Origin of the sequence: Vibrio algarum (assembly GCF_028204155.1) — a bacterium.
GTDB classification, from domain to species: Bacteria; Pseudomonadota; Gammaproteobacteria; order Enterobacterales; family Vibrionaceae; genus Vibrio; species Vibrio algarum.
Map to the genome: position 1 here is coordinate 1,404,663 of NZ_JAQLOI010000003.1, position 12,465 is coordinate 1,417,127.

The 12,465-nt window shown below is 41.1% G+C and carries 10 protein-coding genes; 4 read left to right on the plus strand and 6 right to left on the minus strand.

The window, feature by feature from the left end; translation table 11 throughout:
* The first annotated feature begins 208 nt into the window (after positions 1-208).
* The 4 genes from PGX00_RS21655 to PGX00_RS21670 are packed head-to-tail and all read left to right on the plus strand — an operon-like array spanning position 209 to position 7,003.
* Positions 209-2,092, plus strand: coding sequence for an efflux RND transporter periplasmic adaptor subunit (locus PGX00_RS21655; RefSeq protein ID WP_272140478.1), 1,884 nt, complete (start codon positions 209-211; stop codon positions 2,090-2,092).
* A gap of 9 nt (positions 2,093-2,101) precedes the next feature.
* A complete protein-coding gene (locus PGX00_RS21660) occupies positions 2,102-4,243 on the plus strand; it encodes a peptidase M50 (RefSeq protein WP_272140480.1) in 2,142 nt (713 codons plus the stop codon).
* Positions 4,236-6,230: a preprotein translocase subunit SecA gene (locus PGX00_RS21665; protein WP_272140482.1), complete on the plus strand. Its 1,995-nt coding sequence runs from the start codon at positions 4,236-4,238 to the stop codon at positions 6,228-6,230. Before PGX00_RS21660 ends, PGX00_RS21665 begins: the two co-directional genes overlap by 8 nt.
* A 5-nt stretch (positions 6,231-6,235) precedes the next feature.
* Entirely contained in the window at positions 6,236-7,003 is a 768-nt protein-coding gene (locus PGX00_RS21670) for an efflux RND transporter periplasmic adaptor subunit (RefSeq protein WP_272140484.1), read from the plus strand.
* Between the two features lie 88 nt (positions 7,004-7,091).
* On the opposite strand, the gene PGX00_RS21675 is transcribed toward PGX00_RS21670, so the two are convergent.
* The 6 genes from PGX00_RS21675 to PGX00_RS21700 form a co-directional block, all read right to left on the minus strand.
* Entirely contained in the window at positions 7,092-7,394 is a 303-nt protein-coding gene (locus PGX00_RS21675) for a YkgJ family cysteine cluster protein (RefSeq protein WP_272140487.1), read from the minus strand.
* A gap of 184 nt (positions 7,395-7,578) precedes the next feature.
* A complete protein-coding gene (cspE, locus tag PGX00_RS21680; RefSeq protein ID WP_272140489.1) occupies positions 7,579-7,788 on the minus strand; it encodes a transcription antiterminator/RNA stability regulator CspE in 210 nt (69 codons plus the stop codon).
* 330 nt (positions 7,789-8,118) lie between these two features.
* Positions 8,119-8,784 carry a hypothetical protein gene (locus PGX00_RS21685; RefSeq protein WP_272140491.1) on the minus strand — a complete coding sequence of 222 codons (666 nt, stop codon included), beginning with the start codon at positions 8,782-8,784 and terminating at the stop codon, positions 8,119-8,121.
* 198 nt (positions 8,785-8,982) lie between these two features.
* Positions 8,983-10,125, minus strand: coding sequence for a ribosomal protein uL16 3-hydroxylase (locus PGX00_RS21690; RefSeq protein WP_272140493.1), 1,143 nt, complete (start codon positions 10,123-10,125; stop codon positions 8,983-8,985).
* Positions 10,126-10,277: 152 nt separating this feature from the next.
* On the minus strand, positions 10,278-10,850 hold the full coding sequence (locus PGX00_RS21695) for a DUF3466 family protein (RefSeq protein ID WP_322107899.1): 573 nt from the start codon (positions 10,848-10,850) through the stop codon (positions 10,278-10,280).
* Positions 10,829-12,382, minus strand: coding sequence for a DUF3466 family protein (locus tag PGX00_RS21700; protein ID WP_272140494.1), 1,554 nt, complete (start codon positions 12,380-12,382; stop codon positions 10,829-10,831). Before PGX00_RS21700 ends, PGX00_RS21695 begins: the two co-directional genes overlap by 22 nt.
* Between the last annotated feature and the right edge of the window lie 83 nt (positions 12,383-12,465).

Sequence of the window (12,465 nt, forward strand, 5' to 3'; positions counted from 1 at the left end):
ATTGAGTTTAATGTCCTTAAGCTTACTGTTTTTAAATAAGTGCCTACCCTTCAAACTGGAAAGAATGAATGGTAGGCACTATGCTGTAAGTTAGGTTATAACAATAGATAAAACAGTCGATTAGTGGAAGTTAGGGCGCTTGAGTTTAATTCGACCTATTAATACTCGATACAATCCGTATTTACAATGTTAAGGATAATAACTAAATATGAGAGAACAGGTCGGTATGGCTGAACGTCAGCCAGCATTTTCCGAGCTGCTGAATGACCCAGTCAGCAATGTCGAAAACGAATACTATCAACAATGGCTGTCCGACCATCACCATGTGATCGACGGACTTAAAACGGCTCTGGTAAATATTCCTATTGATGGCGTTTTAGTCACTGCCGCAACGCTAAATAATCAATCCCCTTACTTTGCTCCTCTAGTCTCCTTAAGTGATACGCAAGCCACTAGCCAACAACCTCAAGTAGCAACGCTAGAAGCAGGTCAAAACGGTGAAATGTTTGCTTTAGTCTATCCGCTTAGAGACCAAGATAATGACTTAATAGCGCTTATCGCAATGGCTATTGAAGTCAAAAGCCAAGCAGAATTGCAGAAGGTACTTACTGCAGTACAGTGGAGTAGTGCGGGCCTAGAGGTAGTCGAATATCAACGACGGCTTGAAATAGAAAAGAATCAACAATCAGGTATTGCTGAGCGAGTAGATATCCTAGCGCGGGTGCTTGCAGAACCAAACTATTCAAGTGCAGCGGTAAGACTTGTTACCGAACTCGCAGTATTGTTTAACTGCGACAGAGTGAGCTTAGGGGAATACAAAAATCATCGCTCGCGGTTGAAGCACCTGTCACACAGTACTCAATTTGGAAAGCGCATGAATCTTGTTCGAACAATTGAACAGACAATGGATGAATGTATAGACCAAGGCGAATGCATCCGCTTTCCTCAAAGCGATGGTTCGCATGATGAGGGTTCTCACCAAGAGGTAGTATTAGCCCACAGAAAACTATCTGAACATCAAGGTGACGCGTGCGTTATGTCGATACCTGTTTATATAGGTGGGCAAACCAAAGGCGCGTTAGTTCTGGAAGGTAATCCAGATGTGCCATGGACAAGCGAGCAAGCCGAATTAGGTCAAAGTATTGCAAGTATGGTCTTTCCAGCGCTTGAAGATAAAAGACTAAATGATAGATTTCTACTAAGAAAAATCCTAGACAGTGGTGCTCGCCAACTGGGTCGTTTATTAGGTGTGGGTTACCTTGGTAGAAAGTTGTTTGTTATATGTTTGATTGGATTGGGTTGGTTTTTATATACCGCAGTGGGAACCTATCGTTTGTCAGCGGACGCTCGCATAGAGAGTGCGACTCAACGAGCGATAGTGACACCGTACGATGGTTATATAAAAGAGGCTTATGTAAGAGCAGGCGATCACGTTAAAGCTGGGCAGCTTTTAGTCTCAATGGACGATAAAGATTTACGCTTAGAAAGGCTCAAATGGTTAAGTGAAAAAAGTAAGCTAAATAGGCAGTATCAAGAAGCGCTGGCAGTACGAGATAGAGCGAAGATCAACATTATCAATGCCCAAACAGATCAAGTTCAAGCGCAGTTGGAATTAGTCAATAGCCAACTGGCGAGGGGAGAAATTTCAGCACCTTTTGACGGGCTTGTAGTGAGTGGAGATCTAAGTCAACGATTAGGTAGTGTTGTTTCAAAAGGAGAAAGCCTTTTGGAGGTTGCTCCGGTTGATAGCTATCGTATTCGTATGTTGATAAAAGAGAATCGGATAGCAGATGTAAAGTTAAACCAAACGGGCAACCTCTACCTTTCCGCCCTTCCTGAATTTTCGTTTAAATTCGAATTAAGTAAGATTACTCCGCTTACAGAATCATTAGACGGATCTACCTATTTTGTTGTTGAAGGTATTTTAGAACAAAGCCAGACCCAAGGTGATGGCGCGAGTGTCGTTGCGCTATTGCAACCCGGTATGGAAGGTGTAGGCAAAATTGTTGTCGACGATCGATTGTTAGTTGAAATATGGACACGGGAAACACTCGAGTGGCTGCGCTTACGAATTTGGACATGGTGGGGGTAATGCAACGCGATGTCTGCCACTTTATTTAGTCATTCTTGGTATAAAGTTGCCAATCTTAAGGTTCGCTTAAGAAAGCATGCATCTATACATAGACATGTCTATCGAGACAACGTGTTTTATGTATTGCAAGATCATGCAACAGGGCAGTTCCAGCGCTTTACACCTCAAGCCTATCAGCTTATCGGCTTAATGGATGGCAAGAATACCCTACAACAGATTTGGGATTCTGCCTGTCAAAAATTAGGGGATGACCTACCTTCACAAGATGAAGTGATTCAGTTAGTTTCTCAGCTCAATAAAGCAAATGTTATTCAAACAAATGCGCTTCCAGACATAGAACAGCTACAACGTCGCAGAGATAAGTTTGAGAAAAGTAAGATTCTTCAACAACTCAAGTCTCCATTGAGTATAAAAATCCCATTAGTTGACCCTGAATCTGTACTGAACTCAACGTCATTCTTAGCCAAAGTTATCTTCAGTAAATTTGGAGCAATACTTTGGTTAAGCATTGTTTTATTTGGTGGTGCATTAGCCGTTATTAACTGGCAGGGACTCACTGAAAACCTAAGCGATAAAGTACTGGGTATCGATAACTTACTAATTATGGCTTTCGTTTATCCTATCGTTAAATTGGTACATGAAATGGGACATGGATATGCCGTAAAACGCTGGGGAGGAGAAGTTCATGAAATGGGGGTCATGTTATTAATTTTTATACCCGTTCCTTATGTAGATGCCTCTGCGGCTTCGTCCTTTCGTAATAAATATCAGCGTATGTTAGTAGGTGCTGTAGGGGTATTAGGAGAACTGCTCATGGCGGCAATTGCAATGATTGTCTGGGTATCAGTTGAACCCGGTCTAGTTCGAGCAATGGCCTATAACGTAATGTTAATTGGTGGTGTATCGACGCTATTATTTAACGGTAATCCCTTATTGAGATTTGATGCCTACTATGTATTAGCGGACTATTTAGAAATCCCCAATTTGGGTAACAGAGGCAATCAGCAAGTCGCGTATTTATTAAAGCGATTTGGTTTTGGCATAAAAGGATTAAAAACCACATCACGAAGTCGATCTGAATCGGCATGGTTAGTTGGTTATTCATGTGCAGCCTATATCTATCGGCTTTTTGTTATGGTGGCTATCTCTGTATTCGTAGCGTCTCAATATTTTGTAGTTGGAGTGTTGCTCGCTTTTTGGTCCGTTTGGACCAGTTTGTTTTTGCCTATTATTAAAATGGTTTCTAAGCCTATGACTGATCCTCAAATGCGTACAAAACGGCCCCGGATTTTTCTTGTGTCTGGGTTATTTCTCAGTTTAATTTTAGTGTGTCTGTTTGTGGTTCCGTTGCCCTATAAAACCTATTCGCAAGGCGTACTTTATGTTCCTCAAGAGGCGTTTGTTAGAGTATCTGTAAGCGGGTTTATCGATGAGGTTTTGGTTGAAGATGGAATGAGAGTCTTTGAACAACAGCCAGTTATAAGAATGCGTGCACCAGACTTGCTCTCTCAGGTAAAAGTATTGTCTGCTCAGGTGAATGAAGCAAGAACGCGTTATGAAGCAAGTGTTGGAGACCGCAGTGGAGCGGATATTTTATTAGAAGAATTAAGGTTTATTGAGAAAGAGCTTCAAAGAGCGAATGAAAGACTGTCAGGGTTGACGCTCAAGGCAACCGGATCTGGTGAGTTTGTTATCCCAAATCGTGATGGGATTATTGATCGATTTTATAATCGAGGAGAAGTTCTTGGTTATGTCGTTGATTACAAAAATTTACCGCTCACGGTGATGATATCTGAGGATGATATTGACCAAGTCAGGAATCAAACTAAGGGCGTGACATTTCGGTTCGCTTCCCAGCCAAATATTGAATATACCGGTTCAGTATTGCGTCAGGTTCCAGCGTCTACGCAGCAGATGCCTAGTGCAATCCTTACTACCGAAGGGGGAGGCGCTATTGCTCTTGATCCTAATCGAGAGTCGGATCTACAAAGTTATCAAAGCTATTTTCGTATAGAGCTCGACAGTTCAACGGCGTTAAAAAGTCGATTTGACGAAAGAGTACATGTATTGTTCGAACATGAACCAGAACCGGTTATATGGCGTTGGGTGCGGGATATTCGTCGAGTATTCCTAAGGCAGTTCGATGTATAAACGCCCACAAAGAATGCCGGCCACAGTACTGGAAAGGCCGGAAAAAAGGTTAGAAGAACAAGTTTTAATGGTTCGCTGGTGGCGTAAACTTACCTCGTTTTTCACGCGACCAATAAGATCTTCTGCGCTTCTCTACCGCCCATTGCTGTGGCGAATTAACCGCAAAAAAAACGGGCTTCTTACGCTTTCAGACGAACAGTTAACCAGTGAGTTGTTAAAAACGAAACAAGCGTTACATCAACAAGGATTAACGAATGCTTTAGTCGTTAAAAGTTTTGCGTTAATTCGAGAAGTTGCAGGTCGAGAGCTTGGTATGTGGCATTTTGACAGTCAAGTTATCGGAGGCTTGGCGATTCTCCATGGCAATATAGGCCAAATGCAGACTGGAGAAGGCAAAACCCTTACGGCAACGTTGCCGGTAGCGACCGCTGCTCTAGCTGGGATTCCAACCCATTTGGTGACGGTAAACGACTATTTAACAGCGCGAGATGCCGAGCTTATGATGCCCGTCTACGAAAGGTTAGGGTTAACCGTTGGCGTTATTATTCAGGGATTAACCGTAGAACAAAGAAAACAGCAATACGCTTGCGACGTCGTATATTGTACCAACAATGAATTAGCATTCGATTACCTTAAAGACAGTATTCAACTCAAGGGTAAAACCGATGCGCTTCATTTACATGCCGTTCGGATTCAACCAAATAGGAAGGAACAACCGTTCAACAAATTAATGTTGCGAGGCCTCCATTTCGCTGTTGTTGATGAAGCTGATGGGGTGTTATTAGATAAAGCAAATACGCCGTTGATTATTTCTGGTGAAGAAGTTCCTCAAGAGGCTCAGCAACGAGTCTATGCTCAAGCTATGGAGCTGATAACCCGCTTGAAAGTGGACGAACACTATAAAGTACTGAAGCAGCAAAGACAGATTGAGATGACGACTGTTGGTGAAAAATTCACCTTGGAACTTACTAAGAATTTAGGGCCATTATGGAAAGGTAGAATAAGACGTTTAGAACTAATACGTCAGGCATTAACCGCGTGGCTTCTATTTGAGAAAGATAAACACTATCTTATTCATGAAGAAAAAATTGTAATTATCGATGAACATACTGGCCGAATGATGCCAGATAGGACATGGGAAAGAGGCTTACATCAGTTAATAGAAATCAAAGAGGGTTGTGAAATAAGTGCGCCAAGAGAAACCCTAGCGAGTATTAGTTTTCAAAATTTCTTCCGTTATTATCACCATTTGTCAGGTATGACGGGTACAGCAGAAGAAGTAAAGAGCGAATTATGGAGAGTATATGAACTACCAGTCGTCGATGTCCCAACACATAAAACTAATCAAAGAAAATTGATACAAAAGAAGGTTTTTCGTGATGACAACGAAAAATGGGTAGCGATTGCAAATAGAGTAAAAGAGTTACAAGCGCAGTTTCGGCCAGTATTAGTAGGAACGCAGTCTTTATCTGCATCGGAGTATTTGAGCGATATTTTGAAAAACAGAGGTATAGAGCATCAAGTGCTTAACGCTCGTCAGGATAAACAAGAGGCAGAGATTGTAGCGCAAGCTGGAGAAGCTGGGAGAATTACTATTGCGACCAGTATGGCAGGACGAGGGACCGATATTAAATTAACCGAAGAGGTAGATGCTCAAGGTGGGTTACACGTCATTATTACTGGTCTTCATGATTCATCTCGAGTAGATAGACAATTAAGAGGCCGGTGCGCGAGGCAGGGTGATAAAGGTAGCTATGAAGTTATGCTATCGTTAGAAGACAATGTATTAAGTGCTCGTTGGGCTTCTGTGTTAAGTAAAATAATGTACTTACCAATGTTCGAAGGAGTTAAGAATCGTTTGTTGTTGCTGGGTATAAGGATTTGCCAGCGAAGGATAGAGCGAGATCATGAAAGGGTTCGTAAAGCGTTACTTCGAAGTGACGAAAGTAAGAAAGATCTTCTCTCATTTACTAATCAAAGGACGTAGTAGTTATGACGCAATCTCGTATATCTAAAAATGTTTTATTGGCTTTAATCAGCCTCGTTGTTACGACATCAGTATTAAGTCGACAAAGTTTTGCGTTAGAGACAGATTTGTTAAATGAGGCGCAATTAAGTTGTTTGTTGGAACCAAGCATGACCTTAGAACTGAGCAGTTCAGTTCAAGGGGTGATCAAATCTATAAAACCACAACGTGGTGACCAAGTTAAAAAAGGTCAGGTTGTGATGACGCTAGACTCCTCAGTAGAACAAGCTGCATTAGACACAGTAACCGCTCGCTTAGAGTTTGCTTCTAGAAAAGTGAAAAGAAATTCTGATCTTATTAGAAAGAAACTAATTTCTGAAAACGAACATGATGAAGTATTAACAGAGCAAAGACTTGCCGTATTTCAGATGAAAGAAGCAAAAGTGCGGTTGGCTCAACGTCAAACTAAAACTCCGATATCAGGTGTGGTGGTAGAGCGATTAAAGGAAACCGGTGAGTTTGTAGATGAAACTCCATTCTTAAAGATAGTAAGTTTAAACCCAATGCATGCAGAGGTCGTATTACCAGCGGAGTATTACGGTTCGTTGCAAAGAGGGGCTGACGTAACCTTGTATACAAATAGTGATGAAGGTTTTGCGGGCAAAATAAAGATAATTGACCCGATAATTGACGCAGCGAGTAATACCTTTGCAGTGACCGTTGAACTAGATAACACAAAACAAAGATTGGCCGCAGGTTTGCGATGTCGAGTCAGCTTTACGGAAAAACAGTAGAGGAAAAGTAAGAAAAGAAAATAGCCACACCAAAATAACTAGATAAAACGTCAATGGTAAAATCGACCAACATAGGGTGCACTTAAATCTAGCTAATACCACCTTCTGTTCGTTCGTCTTGGCATTCAAAAGAACCCATTTCGAATTCTCGACATACCCAAGGGCGATTTTCGTATATTGTACACATCATGGTTTCTCTATTTAATGCAGAGCATTTGCCATCGTCTAATTGGCGCATTGTTTCTGCTCCCCAACGGTCGACTTTTATATGTTCTTCTGGAACACCCGTGTCAGTAAGAATCATGACTTCTAATCGACAACAGCAAGCCTTGCAATCTAAGCAACTAATGGTTGGGTCAACGACGAATTCAATATCAATATTTTTGGTCATAAAAATCAATAAGTTGTGTAGGCAGTATAGAATAATTCAAATGCGGGCCAGAGTCTAAGCATACAATGTTAATTTTGAATACTTGGGGTACGAAAGAAATAGCTAGGATAGTATAGAAAAGGAAATGTAAGGAGAGATAAAATTGTGCGAGTAACGATAAGGCTACTCGCACGAATCCTAAAACTTATAACGCAGTAACGTTAGCAGCTTGAGGACCTTTTTGACCTTGTTCAACGTCAAAAGAAACTTTTTGACCTTCAGCAAGAGTTTTGAAACCGTCAGAAACGATTGAACGGAAATGTACGAATACGTCTGCGCCGCCGTTATCTTGAGAAATGAAACCGAAACCTTTAGATTCGTTAAACCATTTTACTGAACCAGTTGTCTTTGACATGGTGATACCCTTTTAATAAATTCATTTAAATTGCTGTTGCGCTGAGAGCTTAAATTATTCAATGTAACTATGAAGCCAAGGAAAAAACAAAGGATATAACGTAAAGGCGATATTCTGAGGATTTACTTTTACTAAACATATTCATCAATAACCCTGTCTAACAGAGCGAACGCCATAATATAGGACTTTCCATCAATGTAAAGTTTTACTTTCACTTATCCGGTTTAAAAAGACTCAAAAGTCTAAATTACGAGACAAAAAGCTTCTGAATCACTAAGTCGATGAGATAAAAACCTGACACAAAAGAGATCTAATACTGTAATGGTGCTATTAGTCTATTTGTACTTTCGATCTAATCTCTGTTCCTGCATCTCGAATAATCTGAATAGGCGACAGAATGACACCTTTAACGGCTCCTTCTGCGACTTCTCGACTGAGTTCTTCACTCTTGTCGACAATGCCATCTATCTTATCGACTACTGGAGGAATTTCCTCACGCAGTTGCTTCGATTCGCTTAACATTGCCGGTATGGTATTTGTGCGATATCCCTTACTTTCTGCAACAACAAAAGGTATGACATCTGTTCGATAGTTTTCTAACTCCGATAGGCTATTGGGAATTGTCGTGTTGGTTACCGTATCTATGCGTTGGATGACTAATGGCAGTGTTTGCGTACGTAAAACTGTGACTTCATCTAAAACCAACGGAACTTTCTTGTCGATAGAGCGAGCCGTTTGGTTTAACCCTTCGACAGTATTATTGATTTTTTCAACTAACCGCAAAGCTTTAGGGATGTTAGCATCGATGTCTTCCGCTACTTTTAACCACTGTTCGAGTTTTAATTGTGTGGCGGTATTATTAATCTCGTTGAGTAATTGTGGGTAGGAGTCAACAACGTTTGATACGGTATTGGTAAAAGAGTAAATGGTATAACCAAGATAAAAAATGGAAGTGGCGAGCAGTGCTTGGATAGCGATTCCGATTCGTGAAAGCATAGTAAAGTCCCATTTACAGTAAGTTTATATTCTTATTTGTAATCGGCGTCCATGCCGATGGAGTGTTGTTATTCACACAAATGATTGAGCAAATTTTCGTGCTGAAAGTGGCGTTATAACATCATTGTATAGAGGTTGATAAACGTCAAGCATCTCAAATGAAAACGAATAGTTATTGTTGACTACCTGATACTAGACTTATTCTTTTGCGTACCAATACCCTTTATTTACCAGATCTTGGATTAGATTTACTGCTTGGCTATCCAAAGCGTTTTCTAATTGTTCGATATAAAGTAATTCTTGGTTGCATAATGCACGCGTTAACTTGGTTTGGTTGACTGGTATCTGAAATACCTCTCCATTGATATAGACAGTATTCTCGCTATTTTGATGGTAGAGAGAGCGTAGACCTGCTACTTTTTCAAACCTGAGTCCAGAGTGTAAGTGATTGGCAATTTCATCCATATCCCATGTGGGTTCTGCTGGAATAATGTTTAGTTGGTGCCGTGATTGACTTAACAAACACCCCATAAAGTCATCAATAGTTGATTTGTTGTCCAGCGATTTAATTAACATGTTAGTTAATGTGTTCAAGTCGCTGTCTGAAATTTCACCGAATCCATCTTGAGTAGCCAGGGCAGGGTTATGCATATGAACATCACCAATATCATGGGCTAAGATATAATCGGCAAAATTACTGATGAGTTCTTGCTCTTTGGGTGAGCGAAATCCAGCGGAGTAACTCATCGAGGGTTCTAACGCATAACCATCGTGTGGAAAGCCTGGTGGGATGTATAAGATATCACCAGGTTCGAGAACGTCATCTATGATGGCGGAGAATGACTCTATTTGCTTAAGGCCATTAACGCTATGATTGTCAGTATACTGACCTATATCTTTCGCACCAACGCGCCAGTGGCGTTTTCCCATTCCTTGAATGATAAATACATCATACTGATCAATGTGGGGCCCTACACCACCATGTTGTACTGAGTAACTAATCATGAGGTCATCAAATAACCAGTTAGGCAGTGCTTTAAATGGCTCTACCAGTTCCGCAACTCCGGAATGCCAATGGTTGGCTGCTTGTACAATGAATGACCAGTGAGAATCGTTTAAACCATCGAACTTTGCATCGTTAAATGGGCCATGTTCAGCGGTCCATTCACCATTAAGATTGGATACAAATCTAGAATCGATCTCTTCTTCCATTGTTAATCCCGCGAGTTCTTCAGGGGTAATAGGGTCCTGAAAGTCGGTAAACCCACCTTTAATGATCGTTGGCTGCTTTTGCCAATATTGAGTAAGGAATTGGTTCAATGAAAAAGAGAGTTGATACATTAGTAAGATGTCTTCGTAGAAAATAGAGGCGGTATTATAACAGTGATTAAGATCGGAAGAGATAGATAATTGACAATGATGACTTAACACGTAATAGGCTGAGTTAAGTCATCATGCTATGTAGCTTAATTGTACGATTAAATGGAATACGATTAGAAACCCGCTCTAGACGTCTTAGTCTTTGCTAAAAACATTGGCTTATGAGTAACAATTAATCTGCGGATAGGCAGTAATAAGGTTAGGATTAAAGTAACTAGCCAGTGCATACTTCCGCCACTACGTGACGTGGTTGTTGAGTCGTCTTCTCTTTCAGAAATATCGTCACTTGTAGCACCTGAAATAGGTACTAGCATGACAGCAACGATACGTTCATCGCCATCACCTTCGTTACAATAAGCCCAATGTTCGGTGGAATCATATTCTATTGAAGTAACGCTATCTTCGTCAGAAAAGCATTGAGTTGCTGTAGCTGAAATGACACCAGCGTTGTTGATATCACTTGCGTCGAATATACGAAAGTGGTTATTACTATCACTATAGTCACCACCATTGGTAAGGTCGTCTAACCACCATGCTTGATTAGAAAATCTCGCTCTTCTGGTATCAGAGCTGGTTTCGGAGTCGTCGTATGGATAAATAAAGCCACGGTGATCCCGTTGATCGCCACCAACTTCTCCAGCTGTCTCCGCATCAACCTGGCCTACTATCTCATTGTAATCATTGATGGCATTGGCATTTCCGCCGGCACTGCTAAAAAAATAGTTTCGCCTTGGCTGTTAAAAAAACTTGCTGAGGGCTCATCATCATTAGCATCGGCGATAAACATTCTGTTGTCTGATACGCTGCCTGATGGGTAGTCACCATCTCGCTTTGCATGTCCAATGACGATTAGGTTTTCATTTATATCGGTAACAACTGAGTTACTGTGGATATAGTAATCATCAACTTCTACGGTAGCATCTTCTATAAAAACCGTCGTCCATGCATTCTCGCTAACACTGAAACTGGTTGTTGATGTAGGTCTGAATATTGCTGCCTGCATAACAAAATTGTCGTTATCGTCGTCGATATCGGTGTTATAACCGACAAGAACCGGGAGTGAATCATAGGTTCCTCCGTTGGCGATGGTCGCCCCTCTTATACTTGCTTGCGCTGACGCCTCATCGTCATTGTAGTCATAGTAAGTGCTGTCAGTATCTGTTTCCCAATCGACTGCTGAAAACCTGTTTTCATCCGAGTTTGGGCCGTTCGCATCGCTAATGTTCCAAATAAAGGCCCGTGTTGCAAAACCAAAGTTTTGACACTCGGGATAAAAAGCTGGCTCACTGTAATCTACGCAGTTTGTAACGTCTTCGTCATCGCTATCTGTCGTGTTTTCTGAATCATAATCTTTATAATCATCGTCATAGTAGAACGTAGCAACAGAAGCACTGCCCACTATATAAGTTTGATCATTGTAGGAAAATGAGTCAAAAGCCATAGTTTGCCCCATTTGAGAAATAATGTTTTGTTCTCCACTGGAATCTGCAAACGTAAGACTAGTATCGGCTTCTGGCTCAAGGACAACTTCTTCGGATCCGGTTAAGTAGTACCCGCGTTGACGATACATCCGGATATAATTATCACCATAAGCGTAATAACCGCTACTCGTATTACCGATAACGTATTCTTCGTTGTCGCTGTCGATAGTCATTTTATTGACCACTTTGTCATCGGTATCTTCTACAAAATAATATGAGTAATCGCTTTCTGATGGAGCGTTGTCTCCAGGGTCTGGCACGAAAGTGAACGTCTCGTCATCGTAAAACGCGGTGTTGTTGGTTTGGTAATCAGCTTCGTAAAAAGCCTCCCGCTCATTTTTCAATCCGCCTATATCGCTATCTATATCGCCATACCAATGGTTATAAGCCCAGTAATCACATGTTGAGTATCCCAATTCGTCGTCACAATAGTCTTCTAGATCATCGTAATCCAAATAATAAAACCGGTTATCAATAGCAAAAGGCACTTCTTCTTTATAAGAAAAGCCTTCTGTACCGTTGAATGTTTCCCCTGCTAATGCGTAAGCGTCATCAGCACAATAGGTAGAAAAGCAGTCTGTATCGGAACTATCGTGTTCGATCGATATCCCATAAGACTCTACGGCATCCGTTGGGGAGGTCACTTCAATTACTCTATAGAGAGCGGACTGTGGAGATGTGGAGATGAGCATCAGCGAAAGGAATAGTGATGACTTTTTGTTAGCTATATATATCATTAATAAACTGCTTAAGTGTTTCTGATCTATGTAGCGATAAGATAGATGCAAAATATCAAGCAATTATGGAGGAATTAAGGAGT

Bases quoted from the DNA above. Each gene is read 5' to 3' on its own strand.
- PGX00_RS21655 (WP_272140478.1), top strand. From the start codon at position 209: ATGAGAGAACAGGTCGGTATGGCTGAACGTCAGCCAGCATTTTCCGAG.
- PGX00_RS21660 (WP_272140480.1), top strand. From the start codon at position 2,102: ATGTCTGCCACTTTATTTAGTCATTCTTGGTATAAAGTTGCCAATCTT.
- PGX00_RS21665 (WP_272140482.1), top strand. From the start codon at position 4,236: ATGTATAAACGCCCACAAAGAATGCCGGCCACAGTACTGGAAAGGCCG.
- PGX00_RS21670 (WP_272140484.1), top strand. From the start codon at position 6,236: ATGACGCAATCTCGTATATCTAAAAATGTTTTATTGGCTTTAATCAGC.
- PGX00_RS21675 (WP_272140487.1), bottom strand. From the start codon at position 7,394: ATGACCAAAAATATTGATATTGAATTCGTCGTTGACCCAACCATTAGT.
- cspE (WP_272140489.1), bottom strand. From the start codon at position 7,788: ATGTCAAAGACAACTGGTTCAGTAAAATGGTTTAACGAATCTAAAGGT.
- PGX00_RS21685 (WP_272140491.1), bottom strand. From the start codon at position 8,784: ATGCTTTCACGAATCGGAATCGCTATCCAAGCACTGCTCGCCACTTCC.
- PGX00_RS21690 (WP_272140493.1), bottom strand. From the start codon at position 10,125: ATGTATCAACTCTCTTTTTCATTGAACCAATTCCTTACTCAATATTGG.
- PGX00_RS21700 (WP_272140494.1), bottom strand. From the start codon at position 12,382: ATGATATATATAGCTAACAAAAAGTCATCACTATTCCTTTCGCTGATG.